21 protein-coding genes are annotated in these 20,175 nt (G+C 44.0%); 14 read left to right on the forward strand and 7 right to left on the reverse strand.

All coding sequences use genetic code 11. The features are described 5' to 3' along the window. Nucleotides 1-140 precede the first annotated feature (140 nt). The 6 genes from DUN60_RS03215 (at nt 141) to DUN60_RS03240 (ending at nt 5,010) form a co-directional block, all read left to right on the forward strand. Nucleotides 141-1,067, forward strand: coding sequence for a glycosyltransferase family 2 protein (locus DUN60_RS03215; protein WP_065205633.1), 927 nt, complete (start codon nt 141-143; stop codon nt 1,065-1,067). 16 nt (nt 1,068-1,083) lie between these two features. Then, nucleotides 1,084-2,520, forward strand: a complete 1,437-nt coding sequence (locus tag DUN60_RS03220) for a lipopolysaccharide biosynthesis protein (RefSeq protein ID WP_114633151.1) — start codon at nt 1,084-1,086, stop codon at nt 2,518-2,520. 139 nt (nt 2,521-2,659) lie between these two features. Further along, nucleotides 2,660-2,977 carry a hypothetical protein gene (locus DUN60_RS03225; RefSeq protein ID WP_054546756.1) on the forward strand — a complete coding sequence of 106 codons (318 nt, stop codon included), beginning with the start codon at nt 2,660-2,662 and terminating at the stop codon, nt 2,975-2,977. A gap of 131 nt (nt 2,978-3,108) precedes the next feature. Further along, entirely contained in the window at nt 3,109-3,723 is a 615-nt protein-coding gene (locus tag DUN60_RS03230) for a LysE family translocator (protein WP_065205630.1), read from the forward strand. 37 nt (nt 3,724-3,760) lie between these two features. Beyond that, a complete protein-coding gene (locus DUN60_RS03235; RefSeq protein ID WP_114633152.1) occupies nt 3,761-4,537 on the forward strand; it encodes a phosphotransferase in 777 nt (258 codons plus the stop codon). 38 nt (nt 4,538-4,575) lie between these two features. Beyond that, nucleotides 4,576-5,010, forward strand: a complete 435-nt coding sequence (locus tag DUN60_RS03240) for a GNAT family N-acetyltransferase (protein WP_114633153.1) — start codon at nt 4,576-4,578, stop codon at nt 5,008-5,010. Between the two features lie 56 nt (nt 5,011-5,066). On the opposite strand, the gene DUN60_RS03245 is transcribed toward DUN60_RS03240, so the two are convergent. The 4 genes from DUN60_RS03245 to DUN60_RS03260 form a co-directional block, all read right to left on the reverse strand. Then, the gene (locus DUN60_RS03245) at nt 5,067-5,534 is read right to left on the reverse strand and encodes a DUF3429 domain-containing protein (protein WP_114633154.1); all 468 of its coding nucleotides are present in this window, start codon (nt 5,532-5,534) and stop codon (nt 5,067-5,069) included. After that, nucleotides 5,531-6,076 carry a glutathione peroxidase gene (locus tag DUN60_RS03250; RefSeq protein ID WP_114633155.1) on the reverse strand — a complete coding sequence of 182 codons (546 nt, stop codon included), beginning with the start codon at nt 6,074-6,076 and terminating at the stop codon, nt 5,531-5,533. The genes DUN60_RS03245 and DUN60_RS03250 overlap by 4 nt, the downstream gene beginning before the upstream one ends. Nucleotides 6,077-6,173: 97 nt before the next feature. After that, entirely contained in the window at nt 6,174-7,496 is a 1,323-nt protein-coding gene (locus DUN60_RS03255; protein ID WP_114633156.1) for an ABC1 kinase family protein, read from the reverse strand. Between the two features lie 222 nt (nt 7,497-7,718). Then, the gene (locus DUN60_RS03260; RefSeq protein ID WP_114633157.1) at nt 7,719-8,105 is read right to left on the reverse strand and encodes a thiol-disulfide oxidoreductase DCC family protein; all 387 of its coding nucleotides are present in this window, start codon (nt 8,103-8,105) and stop codon (nt 7,719-7,721) included. A 400-nt stretch (nt 8,106-8,505) separates the two neighbouring features. Here DUN60_RS03260 and DUN60_RS03265 point away from each other — a divergent pair, with 400 nt between their 5' ends. Continuing rightward, entirely contained in the window at nt 8,506-10,296 is a 1,791-nt protein-coding gene (locus DUN60_RS03265) for a hypothetical protein (protein WP_114633158.1), read from the forward strand. A 211-nt stretch (nt 10,297-10,507) separates the two neighbouring features. Here DUN60_RS03265 and DUN60_RS03270 read toward each other — a convergent pair whose 3' ends face one another. Beyond that, the gene (locus tag DUN60_RS03270; RefSeq protein ID WP_114633159.1) at nt 10,508-11,851 is read right to left on the reverse strand and encodes a sigma-54 interaction domain-containing protein; all 1,344 of its coding nucleotides are present in this window, start codon (nt 11,849-11,851) and stop codon (nt 10,508-10,510) included. 287 nt (nt 11,852-12,138) lie between these two features. On the opposite strand from DUN60_RS03270, the gene DUN60_RS03275 reads away from it, so the two are divergent. The 4 genes from DUN60_RS03275 to soxR all read left to right on the forward strand — a co-directional run bounded on the left by DUN60_RS03275 (nt 12,139) and on the right by soxR (nt 15,929). Next, nucleotides 12,139-12,696 (forward strand): YceB family lipoprotein, encoded by a 558-nt coding sequence (locus DUN60_RS03275; RefSeq protein ID WP_055320121.1) that lies wholly within the window; start codon nt 12,139-12,141, stop codon nt 12,694-12,696. Between the two features lie 226 nt (nt 12,697-12,922). After that, on the forward strand, nt 12,923-14,476 hold the full coding sequence (locus DUN60_RS03280) for a glutamate synthase-related protein (protein WP_114633160.1): 1,554 nt from the start codon (nt 12,923-12,925) through the stop codon (nt 14,474-14,476). Between the two features lie 326 nt (nt 14,477-14,802). Then, nucleotides 14,803-15,342, forward strand: a complete 540-nt coding sequence (locus DUN60_RS03285) for an NADPH-dependent FMN reductase (RefSeq protein ID WP_102553133.1) — start codon at nt 14,803-14,805, stop codon at nt 15,340-15,342. A gap of 146 nt (nt 15,343-15,488) precedes the next feature. Further along, the gene (gene soxR, locus DUN60_RS03290; protein ID WP_004736387.1) at nt 15,489-15,929 is read left to right on the forward strand and encodes a redox-sensitive transcriptional activator SoxR; all 441 of its coding nucleotides are present in this window, start codon (nt 15,489-15,491) and stop codon (nt 15,927-15,929) included. 17 nt (nt 15,930-15,946) lie between these two features. Here soxR and DUN60_RS03295 read toward each other — a convergent pair whose 3' ends face one another. Together DUN60_RS03295 and DUN60_RS03300 are read right to left on the reverse strand one after the other, a co-directional pair. Beyond that, the gene (locus DUN60_RS03295; protein WP_054546744.1) at nt 15,947-16,711 is read right to left on the reverse strand and encodes a carbohydrate deacetylase; all 765 of its coding nucleotides are present in this window, start codon (nt 16,709-16,711) and stop codon (nt 15,947-15,949) included. 76 nt (nt 16,712-16,787) lie between these two features. Further along, nucleotides 16,788-18,128: a 6-phospho-beta-glucosidase gene (locus DUN60_RS03300; protein ID WP_114633161.1), complete on the reverse strand. Its 1,341-nt coding sequence runs from the start codon at nt 18,126-18,128 to the stop codon at nt 16,788-16,790. Nucleotides 18,129-18,230: 102 nt separating this feature from the next. Here DUN60_RS03300 and DUN60_RS03305 point away from each other — a divergent pair, with 102 nt between their 5' ends. The 3 genes from DUN60_RS03305 (at nt 18,231) to DUN60_RS03315 (ending at nt 20,133) form a co-directional block, all read left to right on the forward strand. Further along, the gene (locus DUN60_RS03305; protein ID WP_017073534.1) at nt 18,231-19,115 is read left to right on the forward strand and encodes a LysR substrate-binding domain-containing protein; all 885 of its coding nucleotides are present in this window, start codon (nt 18,231-18,233) and stop codon (nt 19,113-19,115) included. Nucleotides 19,116-19,193: 78 nt separating this feature from the next. Next, nucleotides 19,194-19,574 carry a VOC family protein gene (locus DUN60_RS03310; protein ID WP_016768512.1) on the forward strand — a complete coding sequence of 127 codons (381 nt, stop codon included), beginning with the start codon at nt 19,194-19,196 and terminating at the stop codon, nt 19,572-19,574. A gap of 154 nt (nt 19,575-19,728) precedes the next feature. Further along, nucleotides 19,729-20,133 (forward strand): globin family protein, encoded by a 405-nt coding sequence (locus tag DUN60_RS03315; protein WP_010439685.1) that lies wholly within the window; start codon nt 19,729-19,731, stop codon nt 20,131-20,133. Nucleotides 20,134-20,175 lie beyond the last annotated feature (42 nt).

Below are 20,175 nucleotides of genomic sequence, written 5' to 3' on the forward strand. Positions count from 1 at the left end.
TATTTCTGCAGACTGCGCTTGGTCGTCATTTTGCGAACAAGCACGTAGGCTGCTGATATAAAGCCAGTTTAATAGTGAGGAATGCTCGGCACAGGATATGCAGAAGTAGCTGTACAACGTATAAATTTGAGAGCGTCACTATGGCTAAAGTTAGTATTGTTATTCCTACTTATAATTGTTTGGACTATCTTCCGAAGGCAATCGGCAGCGTACTCAAACAGACTCATCAAGATATCGAATTAATCATTATTGACGATAACAGCAATGATGGAACGTCAACTTATCTCGCATCCATACACGACGAACGTATAGTTAAAATAGCGACTCTGGGTGTAGGTGCACCTCAAGCCAGAAACCTAGGGATTGAAAGGGCGACTGGTGAATTCATCGCTTTTTTAGATGCTGACGATTTCTGGTATCCAGAGAAAATCGAGCGACAGATCGAGTTCCATCAACGAAACCCTGAGTTGGCGATGAGTTTTACCAATTACGAACATCTCACTGAAGACTACCAAGTGATTATCGACTGCTTTAGCTATTGGTCACAGTTCCAAGAGAAAGATGAGTTGTTCTTCAATATTGAAAAGCCACTAGAGTTCATTATTGAAAACAACGTGATTGGTACATCGACAGTGATGGTTAGAGCTGATGTGTTCTCTCAAACAGACAGTTTTAATGCTGATATAAAGTATGGGGAAGATTGGGAGTTATGGCTTCGACTCAGTGAGAATCATCAGATTGGTGTGCTGAATTCAGTGCAGGTTGGTTATTTAATGAGGTCGAGTTCTGTCACTCAAACTGAAAGCTTCAAATTGAGGAATTTGCAGTCTATAGAGACTATTCTTCAGCGTTACCAAAATGGCAGTGAACGTTGGAACCTGCCTTCTTCTAGCTTTAAAATCGCAAAGGCGAGAATACTAGAAGGCTACGCTGATTATTATCGAAGTCTACACCACAACAAACAGGCGGTTGCTTATAGCTTTCGATCTTTGGTTATGGCCCCTCAAAAGCGAACGTTACGACACCTAATCGGTGATTGTAAGAGTTTCCTAACACCCGCATGGTAAGGAACAGGTGATTGCTATGGGGTCTTTAAAACAGTCAGCCTATTACGCCATTGGTATTGTGATGATGAAAGGAATATCACTAGTGATGATTCCTTACATTACTCACAAAATGACGCTAGCAGAATACGGTTCTCTAGAAGCGATTGTTTTGTTAGCCGATATTGGAACGATATTGTTTAGCTTTGGTATCGTTGAGGCAATGTACCGTTATGTGGGCGTGGCTGATGGCGATGAAAAACGGGAACTCATCTCGAACTGTTTTACGTTAAGTGTTTTGGTGTGTGTACTAGGAGGGTTATTAATTGCGCTCAGTATGCCGTTGTTACTCTTAATGTTGCCCGTCGAATTTCAACCCTACCAAATTTTACTACTGCTTATTCCTACGATGCTTGATGGGGCAATCTCTATTCCTCTTACCCTAATGCGAATGAACGCGATGGCGAAGCGATTCTGCTTGCTTAATGTATTGAAAGCGGGTGCTCAAGCCTTCATGACTTTTGCGCTGCTTGAGGCCGGATATGGTATTGACGGTGTGTTGATTTCGGCTGCAGTCTCTAGTGTGCTGCTAATGATCTGTTTAGTCCGCTATCAATGGCAAGAGATGGGAACATTTGGTTGTTTTAAATACTCCACTAAGATCTTGAAGTTTGGGTTACCCGCTTTGGTCGGGGGGGCATCAATGTACATGATCACGGGTTTAGATCGTTGGGTCATGGCAAGTTTCGTTGGAGTCGAAGAGCTGGCGATTTATGCAGTCAGTGGTAAATTTGCGTTGATTCTCGGATTGTTATTACAACCCTATGCACTTTGGTGGTTCCCAAACCGTGTCGCCATTCTTCAACAAACAGGCGGCAGTAAACATTGTGCTGATAAAGCCTTAGTCGGCGTTAATTTTGCCATCGTATTGGGTGCTTTGATGATTCTAACTGTTCCAGGTTTTATCGCTTTAATTTTGCCAAGTAGCTATCAATATGCGGGTACGATTGTTGTCGCATTGCTTGCCATTAGTGTTATCAAGAACGCAGGTGACTATTTGAATCTTGGCTGTTTCAGTGGAAACTCAAGTCAATCACAAATGTGGATTCAAGGCGGATGCGCGATCTTGGCCGCTATTGGTTATGTCACCGTGACGCCCATTTATGGCGTGTGGGGTGTTATTGTTGTTCTCTGTGGCACTTACATATTGCGATTACTACTTTTATATTTCGTTAGTCAAACAATGGAGCCGTTACCTTATCAGCACAGTAAGTGGATTGTAGCGCTCAGTATTGCGGTAGTTGCGGTCACTTGTGATCGATTGCTCGGGTTGGTGCTCGTTGATGTTCATGACTTTATTTTAGGAAGCTTTATGGCAGTGATGACGCTTGTGGCCTTTATTAAATACTCGGTCATCATGATCCCTCAGGCGGTACTTGATAGGTTCACGTCAAACAAACCTTCACAGGTAAGTTGATATTACCTCCTATTCAGAACTTGAATGTTTCTAAGTCAGTGAATCAAAAGTCTTAGAAGTTTTAAATAAAACACTGTTCATAATGTTTATGATTAGATAGTATTTATAGGTTTGATGAATATTAACTATGGAAAGAATTATGAATAAGTGGATTGTACTTTCAGCTCTGTTTTCGACCTTCTCTTACGGTGCCTTTGACCTTTCTAACTCTGATTTATCAGCGGGAGACTTTGATGTACCAGAAGCCATCTCGTTGGAACAACAAAACATCGTATGTGAAAGTGTTGTTTGTAATTCTGTCTCTGAACCTAAATCTGTTCCGGTTGTTGGCGACGTACCTGAACGCGAGCCGAATCAAACGTTAGAAACTCTCGCGAGTGCGATTTATATCGTCGGTGAGATTGGGGTTGCGGAAAACCTGTCGACTCCAGAATACGAGCAATTCTTCGAAAACTAATTCAAGGGGTGTGGCAGAGTATTGGCACAGCTTTCAAGTGTTACTATAAAAGATTTCAAATGCTGTTATAAAAGGTAATATTGCGGTTAAACGATTCAATAACCTTGGCATATTGTAACTAGGAAGCCCCAATGGAAATATGGAAGTTGCTGCTGTTTATCCCTGCTTGTTTTGCGCTCAACATGACGCCAGGCCCAAACAATTTGTTATCAATGAACAACGCTCGCTGTTATGGATTTCAAGCTGCTTTAGTTGCTGGGTTAGGAAGAATTGCTGCCTTTTCTGGCATGATCGCGTTAGCTGCATCGGGCTTAGCCGTTGTGCTTTATACTTCTGAAACCTTGTTCTTTCTCATCAAGCTGTTTGGCGCCATGTATTTATTGTGGATTGCGTTTAACTTATGGCGCTCACAAGCCAGCCCTATTGTTGGAATTGATCGTAACAAAAATTGGTTCGGCCTAGTCAAACAAGAGTTTACACTCGCAGCTGGCAACCCTAAAGCCATTCTTATCTTCACCGCATTCCTTCCTCAATTTGTCGATGTTTCAGCGAACGTAAATGCTCAATTCTTTGTTTTAGGAAGCACGTTCCTTGTGTTAGAAATGCTCGCTATTTCTATCTATGCTGCTTTTGGCTTATATCTACGAAATTGGTTTTCAAAACCTCAAATGGCCAAGCGCTTCAATAAAGCCTGCTCTGTGTTTCTTGCTCTATCTGGTGCGAATTTGTTAGTGAGCCGTCAGTAGGGTTCGTTCTGCTGTTTACACGGATAGAAGGAATGCGATGAGTAATCAAGACCTTTCACAAATGGGCGCTGCGCAGGTTTCTTTAACTGAGCGTAATGGCTTTCCTTGTATACATAAACAAGGGGCTGGCGAGGTTGAAGTCGCTTTTTACCAACACGCAGCGCAGCATCTTGATGGAGTGAATACGCCTCAACTTCTTGCGGTCGATGGTTGTGATCTTTTTCTCGAATACATTCCTAATTCGGTTTGTCTTGCCGAGCTACAAACGACAAATGATGTGTTTCAGCAGCTCGCTAGTCTTCACTGTTCTCAATATCGACCAACATTTGAAGTTAAGCGCCATCAATGGAGTTTAGATGACACCACGGCGGCTTTATCTTCCCTACAATTGCCTCAAGTTACGCAAGACAGTCTTAAGTATATTCAATCGCAGAGTGATGCGATTTTTAACCATGACACGTTAATTTCGGGTGACTCCAATGAAGGGAATTGGGGGAGAAGAGATAACGATCAGCTCGTGTTATTTGATTGGGAGCGTTTTGGTTTTGGCAGCCCTGCGATAGATTTGGCACCACTCGTTTCGCGAATGGGTTCCTTGTCTGATTATGAGCGCATTGTTGATCGGTATCTTTGCCATAACACCTTGATTCCGCGTGAAGATTTAATAAAGCAATTGATCATGGCTAAAAGCTGGATCGTAGTCGAAGTCACGAATATATTAGTCACGCGTAACAACCCTGAAGCTTCGAAATACATCAATTGGTTTAGAGAGCAATTGCCAACTTGGCTGGCTTCAGTTGAAGGCAGATTGTAGCTGAAGGGCGGTGTAGTTAATCTTTTTAAGGTCGATGTATGAATGTTGTTTGTGCGGAAAAACAAGAACTGGCTGATATCTACCAGCTTGAACGTGCTTTGTTTGGCGACCACGCCTATCCGCAGTTTTTCTTCCGTCAGGCCTTTGATTGCTGGGGGAAGGGCTTGCTGATGGCGAAACAGGATTCGCAAGTTGCGGGTTATGTGTTGATGACACCAACAGACAAGCCACAAGAATATTGGATTTTGTCACTGGCCGTTGATGGTCAATTTCGAGGTATGGGAGTGGGACGTTCGTTGATGGAACAGGCGATCACGACGCTGCCTAAAGAATCCAAGGTGTTGCTTACCGTTGATCCAAATAATGCGTCGGCTTGGGCGCTTTATGTGTCTATGGGTTTTGTCACTATCAAAGAAGAGTCGAACTATTTTGGCGATGATGAGCCAAGGTTGGTGATGCAGCTCATCGTCTAGTTTCTTGCTAACGTTGTTTATTCAAAGGCGCACACCTTAATTAAAGGTTCACAGACCTAGGTCAACATCACGATACCGTGCATCAACACCACGCTAGAGGTTAATCGGGTTCTCATATCAAAATAGCCGTCGGGGCCTTCGCTTTGGTTCTCTTCTCTCATTGACCTTTCCGCTCGCCAAACCGCAATGTAGCCAATGATAAGAATCAGAGTAGTGAGGAACTCTTTTTGTTCCCCAAGTAGCACAGCTACCCACGCGGCTAGCACAATCACGTTGCTTAGAATCAGCGCCTTGTTGCTCGATTGGCTTTCGAAGTTCTCTATCCCATTGCCCCACAAGATACCCGACAAAAAGCTCAAGATAACCACGCTGTAGGTGATGAAGAGTGTTTCGCCACTCAAGCTAATGAACTGGCTGTCGGTCAGTGATAACAGTAGACCGAACAAAAAGGGGATTAAACCCATATAACCGAGCTTGGCCATGGTGTTGCGTGTTTGAGTTGTCTCCATAAAATCTGACCTCATAAATGCTGTTCGATAGCATTTTTGAGGGTACTACTGGTTGGCGATGTAGAGCTAGGGAAGGTTGCTACCACTTTACCTTCTTTATTGATCAAGAATTTGTAGAAGTTCCACTTGGGTGTGACACCTGCTTGCTGTTGTATTTCTGCAAACACAGGATTGGCGTTACTGCCAGATAATGTGGCTCTCGCCATCATAGGAAAGGTAACTCCGTAGTCTAGGTAACAGATTTTAGCGGACTTCTCTTCGCTTCCTCTATCTTGGCGAAAATCATTACTTGGAAAGCCGACAACCGTGAAGCCTTGGTCTTTATAGGTTTGATGCAATTGCTCGAGTTGTTCGAATTGAGGAGTGAAACCACATTGGCTGGCTGTGTTTACAACCAAAAGAGTTTTGCCTTGAAACTCTTCACACAGCTCTATCTCTTCGTTCGAATTTAGCAACCGTTGTTTGCCGTTGAGTATCTCAGGGCAGCTTGCTGCAAAAGCGATAGAGCTCGTTAGGCTTGCAATCAGGGCTGTGGAGCAAAGCAGTGAAGGTTTCATGGGTTTGGCTCATTTTAGTTGGCATAACTATTACTACTCTTGCGCAGCGCGAAATGATCACTTTTCTGGTCATTAACCGTCACTATTTATGAACTAATCAAGTGTCATCGCTGATGAGATACGGATCGACCAAACGACTTATGTTCACCCTTGCGCCAAGGCGAGCGGCTAACAGATACATGCCTCCGATTTTACGGTGTAGGAACAGGGCGTCTGCTGGTGGTGTGTGCCAATACTCTTGTTCCATGCTGAGTATAGTTCCGGCTTCGCGTAGCTTTTGAGCGAGTCCACTGGCTTTAAAATCGTACTCTTCGTCAACCAACATGGGCTCACACGCCATTGTCACTAAGTTGAGAATGGCTTGGCGCTGATCGGGGTGAATCGTCTCGCTAAAGAACCCAATCTGCTCTAGCGCCTTGTTGAGGCCTTGTTCATCGTGATTAATCACAGAGGTAAAAGCCAAGCGATAGCCATCACTGAAGCGGTCGCTGTATTCACGGGTTGCTCCAAAATCTAACAGCCCAATCTGGCGCGTGTTTTCAACGTAGAGGTAGTTGGCAAAATTAGGGTCGGTCTGCACCATCTGCAAGTCGAACAACTCCCTGAACATGAGTTCGAGCAAGCTGCGCATGACAAAATCACGAGTACTTTGATCGTAACCTTCTATTTTCTCAATCGAGACGCCTTCAATGAAGTCCATCGCAAGCACTGATTCTGAAGACATTTGAGGGTGAATCTTAGGTACAATGAAGTGAGCGTGTTCTTTCAGTGCATGATAGTAACGAGTCGCGTAGTCAGCTTCGCGAGCATAATCTGCTTCATCATGGAGCTGTTTCTTTGCTTCTTCTAATAAGCTTTTGTAATCGACAGACTTGGGTATCAAACCGACGATGTTAAGCAATGTACCTACGTTGTCCACATCACTGTCGATGCTTTTTCGAATGCCTGGATATTGGACTTTGATGGCAAGTTTGTCTCCCGCATCACTGTAGGCTTGGTGAACTTGTCCGATGGACGCACTGGCGATAGGTTTAAAGTTGAAGGAAAGGAATTCGGCTTTCCAGTTGATGCCGAGTGAGCTTTCTAACACTTGGTTGAGCTGCTTTGTCGGCAGTGGGTCGGCGTCTGAGCGCAGGCGAGAAAGAATGTCGGCGAGCTCAGGTTCGAGGACATCGCCAGCGTCCATTGACAACATTTGGCCAAGTTTCATCGCTGCACCGCGCAAGTGTGCGAGTTGGTCAGTCAGGCGAGCAATGTTCTGCGGCGTCAGCATTAAGTCTTTTGCTTTCGGCCTATTGCCCTGTGCGAGCTGTTTGGTGCCTTCCGTTATCACATTACCCGCGACCCTTGTCGCCAGCGAGGCAAACTTACTGAATCTTGAAATACGATGGGTAGGTAGATTTCTTTCTTTTGCCGACATAAAGGTTCTCACTTAGTTATCAAGACTCACTACAAAGTTCTATCAATCATTACCCAACCGAATGTTTTGTTGTGGTAACTTGTCTCGCGAAGCAGTAAACAGAATTTAAAGGACAAAACATGAAGTTTATTTGGTTAAAAGTCGCGGTTACCGTTTTAGTTTTTGCTGCGTTGTTTGGTGTGGTGTATTACAAAGTTGCGAGTGGTATGTCTTAACCAAGCACTATTTTGTGCAGCTGTTTCCGTTGCAGCGTGACTTTCCGGTTAGCCAGAAAGAGACTTTATATCGGTTCTTGGCAAACCGTAGATAACACCAGTCGGCCATTGGCTTGAACATCGCCCAGCGCAATGGAGCATATAGCCAACCTTTGCCAACCAGCTTCCACGCTTGGTAAGTTACGTCTAAGCCCAGCAGTAATTTTCCATTCTCATCGAGTGCATGCAAAATCGTATTGGCTGCCTCTGCATCTATCTGCGGGTAGTTTGAAAACGCTTCACTGTAGATATCGATGGTTTGAATCTTGTTCTCGACATCATGCTTGGCAAGTGCCGCCATCTCTTTTGCGCACAATGGACATGTCCCATCATAAAATATCGTAAGTTGTGTCATCGCCTGTTCGCCTATCATTTCACGAGTGAACGTTCAGTTACCCGTTAAGTCGGCACCCGTCAATTCAACCGCTTGTTATTCAATAATCTAGCAATGGCTACGTTATTGCACCTTTTAAAGATCACTTACCTTGTATCAAAGCTCTAAAAATGTCTGACGTAGACACTTTGTTCATCCTTTCAAGTCCTTGATTGTTTGATCAAATCTCTGGTTTATGGACAAATGATAACAAAGCGTCCAATAAAGGTGTGCCTTCAATATATAAATATCAATCAATTCAATAAGTTGAACTTGGCTTGGAATATGCTCTATCGAACCTACGAATTGCTAAAGGATTTTCTCTAATTTGGGCATGGCAGAAAACCCTAAACGCATAAGTATGGATAAATGGAGAGAGAACATGAAGGTTATAAATTATTTACTTAGTGTGCTTTTGTTGTTTAGTAGCCCCCAGTTGGCATGGGCTACGGTTGATGTTATGGAACTCGACGGTAACGCGACCAGCGATAATAGTGGTATTGATTGGGACGATGTAAATAACCCCAACAGCATGGTCGGGATTGCGGAGTTTTTCCAAAAAGACCGTAACGGTGTGGATCAAATCTTTTGGAAGGGTGGATCAAAAGATGATTCTGACATTACGGATTGGGCATTTCGAAGTGCGTCACCACAACCGAAAGATGACTTTACCAATGCGTATGCCGCTGCCTTTGAAAGCGAAGGTGACTTGCTGATTTACTTTGGTGCAGACCGATATGCGAACAATGGTGATATGTACATTGGCTTCTGGTTCTTACAAGACCAGGTTGGATTGCCGGATGGGAAAACTAAAGGCGACTTTGTTGGGCAACATGTCAATGGAGACATCCTTGTGCTGATTTCATTCCCACAAGCAAGTGGCGGTAATCCGTACATAGAAGTGTTGCAGTGGGATTTGAATAATGGTGATGTTACCGACAACATGACGAGAATTTTCCAAACTGACGGTGACCCTAAATCGAATGATTTTGTGGGGGCAAGATGTGGCAGTGGCGCAGTCGGCGTCGAGAAGATCTGTGCGATTTCAAATGATGATTCTATCGGTGCAATTGCTCTACCCAATGTACAAGGTTGGGACTATCTAGCTAAAACGGGTGAAACAACCTCTATTCCAACCGAGAGCTTTGTGGAAGGTCGATTAAACTTGTCAGCTCTGTTGAATGATGAGTTTGGTATTGAGGATATTCCTTGTTTCAGTAGTTTCTTAGTGGAGTCTCGAGCTTCTCGTTCGATTGATGCATCTTTGGCTGACTTCGTTGTCGGTTCATTCAGTTTATGTAGCATCAATATAGCGGCGACTTGTAACACAACCAGCTTTACGGTTGATGGCATGTTCAACATCGATTACACCGTGACGGTAACCAATACCGGCCCTGGTTCGTTAGGCACCAATGGTGATTACGAAGTGGCCTTTTTATCTGAGTCACCAATCTTAGGTGCGCTTCCTGTCGTGGGTAACGGTGATGAAGTGTGGAGTGTCGGTGAGTCATTCGCAATCATGGGGAATTATCTGTCTGTAAATAACGGTGCCGTCGGCGTGATAGATGGTGCGGTGGATCTTGATGGGCTTATCGTGAATGCTCAAGCGCCAGTGGCTTACAATTGTCCACCAATAGACTTGAGCCCGATGGTTGAGATTTCTAAGGTGTGTAATAGCTTCTTAGAGGTTGATGGCGGCCAAGTTGTGCTTAAGAAAACCTATGATGTTGAAATATGTAATACCGGTGATATCCCATTGGCCATTGAATCGCTGGTGGATTCTAAGGATGACTCTTTGAGCCGTTCTGATTTACCTACTGAAGTAGTCAACAGCAGTTATTACCTCGACTTTGCTTTACCTTGTGATGATCTTGAGGATGTGACCACATGTGGTGCTGGTAATATGTGTAGTGCATTAAGTACCGACCCTGAGCTGTTTGCTTGTAAAACGGGTGAAGGAGAGTGGATACCGAACTTCGGTGATGCGATTGGCCAAGTGTGTACACAAGTAAGTAAAACTTATGCACCAAATGTGTTACCAACCGGAACTGCAGGGATGCTATCTAATCAAGTTACAGCAACGTTTGACTCGCTGTTCTTGCAACAAGCATTTATGGAAACATCGAACATTGCAACCTGTGATGTTTGTCCATTTACTGTACCTGAGCCTTAAGTACTTTCATTAATTGAGTACAACTAAACTCCAAAGCAGCTTAGTTCGTTAGGCTGCTTTATTAGTTTATTAGTTTATTAGTTTATTAGTTTATTAGTTTATTAGTTTATTAGTTAGTTAGTTAGTTAGTTAGTTAGTTAGTTAGTTAGTTAGTTAGTTAGTTAGTTAGTTAGTTAGTTAGTTAGTTAGTTAGCTTAGCTAGTTAGGCGACTTAAATTACTATCTGATGTTTTTTTATCAGCTTATATAAGGTCGTCCGAGAAATAGATAACGCTTTGGCAGATTGGGAAATATTGTAGTGGTGTTGCTGAATCACTCGACGAACATTTTTTGAAGAAAGTCGAGTATCATTTTCTGCGTCGGGCGACGCGTCTTTCAATTGAATCCCCATATGACGAGTAGAGAGGGCGCTTGAATTAGAAAGAACAATCGCCCTTTTTATGCAGTTGAATAACTCTCTAACATTGCCCGGCCAATGGTACTGTTTCATTTGCTCAAGGGTGTCACTAGGCAGTTTGGTTTTGGATGCGTAATTGTGCTTCAGTTCAAATCGAACCAAATCTTCAATGTCTTCCTTGTGATCATTGAGTGGCACTAGGTCCAATGGAAGTACATTGATCCGATGAAAGAGGTCTTTTCTAAATTTACCCGCAGCGACGGCTTGTTCGATATTGACGTTGGTGGCGAAAATCACACGGCAATCTACGGGTAATTGGTTGTTACTGCCTAATCGCTCTATCAAGTTATTTTCTAGAAAGTGGAGTAAGTAGGTTTGCAGCGACAGTTCAAGGTCGCCGATCTCATCTAAAAATAATGTGCCACCATTCGCTCTTTCCACGTGTCCGACGTAGCGTTTGTTTGCTCCCGTGAACGAGCCTTTTTCAAAGCCAAATAACTCTGAGTGAATCAAGGATTGTGGAATTGCGCCACAATTTACAGCGATGAAAGGTTTCTGACTGCGGACTGAGGCTTCATGTATCAAACGTGCGCATAGGCTTTTTCCTGTACCGGTTTCCCCTTGAATCAGCACTGGAAAATCGTTGTTAGCGATCTTGGCTATTTTCTTTTTAAGGTGTTGGATGGTGCTGGATTGCCCCACCAATTGATAGTCAAGGCACGAGACAGGCTTAGGGTTAGTTTGCTTGGTATCTACCATGCCATACGCATGTCCCAAATTTCGACAAAGCCATTCTGTATCAATAGGGAGGTGGTAATAATCCCAAAAGGTTTGCTTAATGAGCGATAAGTTGCGGCTTGGTGGTTGGTTGCAGATAGCGATTGCTTTTAAACTTGGAGAGTGAGCCTTCAGCGTTGATATTTGCTCACATTGTTTGTCTATTGAGGATGATGCTAGACAAGAAACCACAATTGGTGCGTAGCTGTCGCTGCGGGTGTCGAGTAAGTGAATAGCCTGTTCGGTCGTTTCTGCAACTTGAGCCTCCCAGTTATGGAGACGCAGTTCTCCCACCCACTGATTATGGTGCGGGCATGTGGTGTTGCATAACAAAATCACAGAACGAGTTATTGGCTCAGGTGATACTCTTTTTGATGGCATTGTGCTCACTCTTCATGCTTCGACTCCATGATGAAACCTTCAGTAAGCCCCCTAAATATCCCATAAGCTTAGAAGCAAAATTCAATTAATTCGAGTACACAAACCAGATGGCATTTGGCTGAAAAATGTCATTCTCTCAAGCGGGAAAGCCAATCTGGTGCTTTACTTACTGATATTTATGCTTATTAATTAAAGGTATTCACGAATATCGTGTTTTTACTGTTTTGTTTATTGATGATCACACAGTAAACTCCGCGCTAATCACTAACGATAAAGAGCTGATATTGATGATAATTAACGTAGCAAAAAAGTTCATTTTGGCAGCGTCTGCGCTGGTGCTAGGTGGTTGTGTGAGCTATAGCGTGACTGAACAAGAAATGACGAACTACCTTCAAGATTCGGTGATGTTAGAGCAAGAAGTGGGTGTACAAAACGTTATGTATGCGCAAGTCGCTGTCGATGACTTAGCGGTGCAAATTGGCCGAGCTGATGCCGAGCGTGTGTCTGTTCTGGCGAATACCAATGCACAAGTTCAGGTGTTTAACGTGCCGAACATGAGGTTGGATCTTGATATCGAGTTCAGTGCGATTCCTGAATACGACAAAGAGAGTGGCGAGATTTATTTGAAATCACTGCGTTTAGAGCGCTTTGAAGAAAAAGACAAACAGCTTTCTCCTGAGATCGCCAAACTACTTAAGCCAGCCGTTTCTATGATTGGTTTTGCGTTGTCTCAGTCGCCAGTTTATAAACTCGACAGCAATAAGGTTCAAGAGTCATTGATCAAGTCATCGGAACCTAATCTTGTGATTAAAGACAACAAGCTGGTCATCGAGTTATTCGATTGACCATTCACGTTTAGCTTAGACTAAGATCTAAAACACAATGGCTGCCGATTTGGTGGCCATTTTTGTTTGTGTTGAATCAGCAAGATTTCTGTTTTTAGGCTGTCTATTCAGCTTGTTTTCTCTGGCTCATTTATTGAATTAGCCGCGTATCTCACCTTTACTTTACTCTTGTGAGCAAGTCATCGCTTCAGTCATCAAATCATAAGAAAGAAAAGGTGAGCGAACTATGAAGAATCCAGTGATAGCGGATACCAAGCCAGTCAAAGTGGAGCTAACAGAAGGGGAGGAGTATTACTTCTGTACCTGTGGTAAATCGAAAAACCAACCTTACTGCGACGGCTCTCATGCAGGAACCGGCTTCAAACCGAAGAGTTTCGTGGCCGAGGAAAACGGCGACGCTTACCTGTGCCGCTGTAAATATTCAAACAATCTCCCATTTTGTGACGGTACCCATAAACAGTTTACGGCTGAGCAAGTGGGTCAAGAAGGCCCTGATGTTCATGTCCAATCTGCGGCTCCCGAAAGCTCGCCAGCCGCAACTGCAACCAAAGAGGAGCCCACGGTTGAGTTCATTCATCAATTAGCACGAGATGGTTTATCTAAGGTTGGACACCACGGGCCGATGACCTCAATGGGCGTTCCAAGATATCTATTGCCTCACTGGGATGACATTCAAGTGATGGTTGCACAAATGGCGACCAAACCGTTATTGGAAAATGTGCCCGTCGGTACTGAGCTTATTATTGGGCCAAAAGCGAAAAAACCGCTCAAATTGAACATCTCCTTGTTTGTTTCTGATATGAGTTTTGGGTCGTTATCTGAAGAAGCGAAAATCTCTTTAGCGACAGGCGCGGAGCTGGCGGGAACGGGAATTTGCTCGGGGGAGGGCGGCATGTTGCCCGAAGAGCAAGCGGCGAACTCACGTTACTTTTATGAATTAGCCAGCGCACAATTTGGTTACGATGAATCAAAGCTCAAAAATGTCCAAGCCTTCCATTTTAAAGGCGGGCAGGGTGCTAAAACCGGAACTGGCGGTCACCTACCGGGTGCGAAGAACATTGGTAAGATAGCTGAGGTGCGTGGCATTGAAGCAGGTACAGCCGCGATTTCTCCACCCACCTTTGTTGATCTAAAAACCGTCGAGGATTTCAAAAATTTTGCCGACCGAGTTCGAGAAGTGACGGGCGGGATCCCAATAGGCTTCAAGTTGAGTGCCAATCATATTGAAGAGGATATTCAGTTCGCACTTGATGCCAGTGCCGATTACATCATCTTGGATGGTCGAGGCGGTGGTACTGGGGCGGCGCCAGAAATGTTCCGTGACCATATTAGTGTGCCGACCATTCCAGCGCTTGCTCGTGCCAGAGCCTATCTAGATAAACAAGGCGTAAGTGACAGAGTCACCTTAATCATTACCGGCGGGCTTCGTGTTCCGATGGACTTCGTAAAAGCGATGGCGCTTGGCGCTGATGGGGTCGCTATCTCGAACAGTGCCATGCAGTCGATAGGTTGTGTTGCCGCCCGAATGTGTAACACCAATAATTGCCCAGCGGGTATCGCGACTCAAAAAGCCGATTTACGCCAACGGTTAAATGTCGAGAAGGCATCGAATCAATTGAAGAACTTCTTCGAAGCCTCGACTGAATTGATGCAAGTGATGGCGAGAGCGTGTGGTCATGACCATTTGAATCAGTTTAATCCTCACGATTTGGCTACATGGAATCGCGAAATGGCCGAGCTATCCGGAGTCGTTTACTCTGGGGTCAGTCCATTAAACTAACTTAAGTAAATAGTATTTCGATAAAGCACACTCCCTGTATTTTGGGTGTGCTTATTTTTGTCTGTGTAATACCAATCTATAGTTAACCTTTCGTAATTAACTGCTTTATAAGTGTTTTTTAGTTACTTCCTATTTTTTTAAAATATCGCTTTACCTCAAGTTAACTTGAGGTTTTATCATCATCCCCAATCTAAAAACACAATCTATCGCCTAGTGCAGGTTTTGATGTTATCAAACAGAAGTTACGAATCTTCAGTTATGAACTTTGAGCTCCGTAATTGAAGTCATGAATGCATAAAGGTGAGAAAAATGAACAAGGGTCAACAATGAAAGTATTAGCGATTGGCGCGACCAACAGTAAAGCATCGATTAACCAACAATTAGCAGCGTACACTGCAAGTTTAGTCGAGGGCGCGCAAGTAGAGGTGCTCGATCTCAATGATTTCGAGATGCCTATTTACAGTGAAGACAGAGAAAAAGAGTCTGGCGTTCATCAACATGCGCAGCGCTTTTTTAGCAAGATTGGCGAAGCAGATGCTGTGGTCATCTCTTTTGCAGAGTACAACGGTTCATACACCGCAGCCTTTAAGAATGTGTTTGATTGGACATCACGAATCGACATGAAAGTGTACCAAGGCAAACCTGTTGTGATGCTCTCCACATCACCAGGCCCAGGTGGCGCAAGCTCTGTGTTGTCGTCTGCGGTACATTCTGCACCTTACTTTGATGCTGATGTGAAGGGCTCGATGTCGGTACCAAGTTTCTACGACAACTTTAATGTAGAAACGGGTGAGATCATCAATGCCGAAATAGCAGAGAACTTGAAATCGATCATGAGTCAGATTTCGAAATCGAATGACATCTGATTCAACAAAGCAGTTATGATCGTGGCTGATTTTCGTTGAGCTCTCTGTCAAAGTTTAAGGTCAATCATTGGTGAGGGCTGGAATAGACCGCTATTCTAAAGTTAAAGTAAGCTTTAATTATTTATGATCTCAAGGATAGTGTAACAATGAGAAACATCGTATATCTCACCATAGGCCAGTTGGCAGAGCGTAGCGGCGTGGCTCCTTCAGCGTTACGTTTTTACGAAACCAAGGGGTTGATTGCTTCGATTCGCACTAATGGAAATCAACGCCGTTATCAGTCGGCGATGTTGAGACGAATAGCGTTGATACAAGTGGCGCAGTCGATAGGTTTCACGCTGGAAGAGATTACCGAAGAGTTATCTACCTTACCTATGAACCATACCGCGACTAAGCGAGATTGGGAGCGAGTTGCGAAGAAGTGGCAAGGACAACTCGACAGCAAAATGGCGCAGATTAAATCGCTACAAGAAAACCTAACCGGCTGTATCGGTTGCGGGTGTTTGAGTATGCAGAAATGCCACTTGTTGAACCCTGAAGATATTCTGCATGACCAAGGGCAGGGCGCACAACGGATCGTTGAGTAACCCTGACTTAAGGTTCCCTATTTGAGATCGTCGAATCCAATGCACTCAATCTGATGGTCAGCTAGCCACTGTTTTAGTTCTGGGCTAGTGAGAAGCTGATGCTCTTCGACGCGTTTATCACTGTAGCTTGATAGGGACTTAAGCTGTTCACTTGCCACTGATGAAGGGTGGCACATTAACTCAAGCACACCGTCAGGCATCATAGCTTGGTAGCTCAGTAATAAATCTTGCAGGCCATTCAGCGATACGCCTTCGTCAAAGAAACGCATGTCGAAAGCATCTGGTGTTGGCACTCGCAGTGCATCTTGGCCACTTAGGATGTTATCGATTCGTCTAACTGGGAGACCAATGTGATTCACTGTGCGCGTAAACGCCGCTTTGAGAGGTTTAAATACGCCCCCAAAATGATGGCTATCGATATGGTTGATCTTTAAACCTGCATTGATAGCAGCTTGATATTGCGCGTTGAGCTCGAGCATCACCTCATCTTCATTCACATCTGATTTATCGAATAGGGTGACGTTGCAAAAGAAGTGGCCGTGTTCGTCGACTAAGCTCGGAACCTGCTCTGGTGGCGTCAGTGGTTTGCCTGCGGTGACCGTAAAGTGCAAGCCTACTTCCGGAACCAAACCTTGGTGATAAAGCTCAATGGCGTGTTGGGTTCCAGGTTGGTTCATCATGATGGTGGTTGACTTTACTACGCCTGCTTTGAAGCACTCAACAATGCCATGATTTACCGTTTCAGTGAGGCCGAAATCATCGGCGTTCAGTATTAGTTTCATCGTGACCTCTGGTGACTAAAATGGATTGTGAACAACTTGAATTAACCTAATTTCGATTGAGTTAATGTACATAAAGTTACTGCTCACTTTGTGCTAATCGATGAGCAAACGCAGGCATGAAGTCTAAGTTCTCTCGAATCGTTTCTAATAACGCCTCATCAATGTGTGAGCCGCTATCAACAATAGGATTAAGGATCAAAGCGCGTTTAGCTAATGCAATATCCCCCGTCATCGCGGCCTTCACTGTTAAGGTTTCAAACTCTTTCATTTGTTGGATTAGGCGTAACGTATCGCTATCAAAAGGTTCGACATTCAATGGAAGGATCGCGCTGTTAGTAATAACTGAGCTGACTTCTACCGCGCAGTCATCAAGAAGCCCTTGAATCGCCCCATTATTGCGAGTGTTGACGTGCATGATAGAACGCTTGTTGTTGTGAATACTGCTCATTAGTTCACAAGCTGCTTCAGAATAATGGGCACCACCTCGTTCTTCTAATAATTTCGGTTTGGTATCCAGCATCGGGTCTCTGTATATTTCGAGCAATTGTTGTTCAACTTTTGCAACCAAGTCGGCGCGATTTTCGCTCTTTTCAGACGCCGCAAATTCTTTGTCTAGAATATCTCGTGATTGGTAGTAGTAACGTAGGTAAGCACACGGCACCAGGTTCAATGAGCGAATCAACTCAGCGTCCCATTCAAAGGGTGGGATGTTTTTAGGCATCATTTGGTCATTGCCTCCGAGGAGTTGGTCTATCACTTCTTGGAGCTTGTCTTCGCCGTTATGAAGTACTTTTCGGGCCCACACTAGGTGATTCAAACCTGCGATTTGCATGGTGATGTCTTCGCGTACAGCGCCAAGCATTTTTGCTGCTCCGCGCTCCATGTTCACGGGGATATTGCACAAGCCGACCGTCTTGATGGTTGAGTGCTTAATCAAGGCCTCGGTCACCATACCTGATGGATTGGTAAAGTTGAGCAGCCACGCATTGGGGCAAAGTGCTTCCATCTCTTTGGCGATCTTTAATGCAATTGGTATGGTTCGACAAGCATTAGAGAAACCACCCAATCCGTTAGTTTCTTGCCCTATCATGCGATACTTTAAAGCAATTCTTTCATCACGTAGCCTTGCTTCTAATCGACCTGCCCTAAACTGAGAACAGACAAAATTCGCGTCCACAAGCGCTGTTTTTCGGTCTGTCGTGAGGTGCACTGTGATGTCACAGTTCGCTTTTCTAATCATTCGCTGCGTCAAATCTGCAATCACTTGGGCTTTTTCCATACCTTCTTCGATATCGACAAGCCAAAGATCAGAAATAGGTAATTCGTGATAGCGTTTTAGTAAGCCTTCGATCAGCTCAGGGGTGTAACTTGATCCACCACCAATGACCGCAACTTTGAGTTTTTGTACTTGCTTCATTTGACTCACCATTATTATGTAGATTACATGGTTTAATCTATATGATGAGTCAGTACGTCTACAAACCAGTATCGATGATTTATGAATTAGTGAGGTTAATCTATGGGGCTGTTTGAAAATCGCCAACAAACATTGTCGTTGTTGCACACCTTCAGTGTAGCGGCTAAACATTTAAGCTTCACCCTTGCCGCCGATGAACTATTTCTGACTCAAGGTGGAGTCAGTCATCGCATCAAGAAACTTGAGCAGCAGCTTAAATTTAATCTGTTTGTGCGTAAAACAAGAAAGCTAGAATTGACCCCAGAAGGACAACGCGTTCTCTCGATGCTGAGTGTCTCATTCGAATCTATTTTCTCTGAACTGATGGACATTCAAACTGGAGAGCTAAGTGGTGAATTGTACATAGCAACCTCTCCTTATTTTGCGTCGTCTTGGTTAATGCCGCGCCTACCAGATTTTAGGCAGTTATACCCGAATTTAAGTATTAAATTACAAACCAAACAGAACCAATCTGACTTTCAGTTTGAACCTTATGACGTGGCAATTTTCTATAGCGAGGGTCACTATCCGAATCATTATAGTGAGCGACTATTTTCAGGAGTTAGAACACCTGTATGCAGTCCTGAATACGCGAAGAGGTTCAATCTTGAGAAGGGCTTGCAACAATTGGATAGTGTGCAGTTTATTCATAGTGGAGACGTGACGGCTTGGCAGCGTTGGTTGGAAGCGGCTCAAAGTGAGGTTGATTGTACTCTAAAGTGTGATTACTACAGTGACAACCGTATAGCGATGGACGCGGCAAGGTTATCGATGGGTGTAGCACTAGGAAGGCTCGAGTTTGCGACAACTCAAATTGAACAGGGTGGGTTAGTTGCTCCTTTTATGAGTATTGAGTCGGGTAAAGGTTACGATCTTGTATGTCCGAAAGGGATGGAGCAACGGACTAAGTTTCAAGTGTTTACTCAATGGGTTAAGCAGCAGTTATGACAGAATAGCATGCCTAGACAAAAGCGAATTTAAGGTCTAGTTTGGGTGGTTCTTTCTTTCAATAAAAAGAGGTGAGTTATGTTCAGCCATGTTTTTCTCGGAACCGAAGATATTGAACGTGCGAAGTCGTTCTATGATCCAATTATGAAGATGCTTGGTTACAACGAAGGCTCAATAGATCCTAAAGGGCGTTGTGTTTACGTGAGCAAAACGGGTGTACTAGGTTTAACCAAACCGATTGATGGTCAGCCAGCGACTTATGGCAATGGTATGACGGTAGGATTCTTGGCGAGTTCACCAGAAATGGTGGATGAATGGCATCGCATCGGCGTCGAAAATGGTGGTACTAGCATTGAAGGTGGCCCCGGAGCGAGAGGTTCTGACGAGCGTCGCTTGTACATGGCTTACTTGCGAGACCCTGATGGAAACAAGATTTGTGCAACTCACTTTATGCCATAGTTTACGTTATGCCACAGTTCACCTTATGTCATAGTTAACTTTATGCCACAGTGGCGTATAATTAAGTCATATTGATTGTTCAGGGTTAGTTTATGATGCTCTGAACTAACCCGTTATTTTAAAGACTGGCTGACTATTGCAAAGGACTTGCTAGATGAAACCGAATGAACTGTTTTATGAAAGCTTCGAGCGTTGCCGGATTGATCAAGAATTCTTGGAAAGCTTTCTGGCAGACTTCTGCGAGCATAACCCAAGGTTTTCAGAACGTTTTGAAAAGATAGGGTTAGAGCAGCAAACTAAGATGCTTAAGGCCTCGATCATTCTTATTTATAATTCTTCTGGTCTGCCAAGTGTGCGGAACTCGGTCAAGAAACTGGGGAAAAGGCACAAAGATTTGGGGTTGGACATTTCAGAAATTGAATTAAACGAATGGTTTAATTCGCTGCTCAATACGGTTAAAAAGTACGATCCTCATTATGATGAGAACGTAGAACGAGCTTGGGCAGAAACGCTGGATGCTGGTCTAACGATCATGAAAAAAGAGTGTGTTGAAAAATAAGATAAGCTTCGCATAACAACACGAGGTTTATCTTATTTTTAA

The sequence above is a fragment of the Vibrio splendidus genome, assembly GCF_003345295.1.
Taxonomy (GTDB): domain Bacteria; phylum Pseudomonadota; class Gammaproteobacteria; order Enterobacterales; family Vibrionaceae; genus Vibrio; species Vibrio splendidus_K.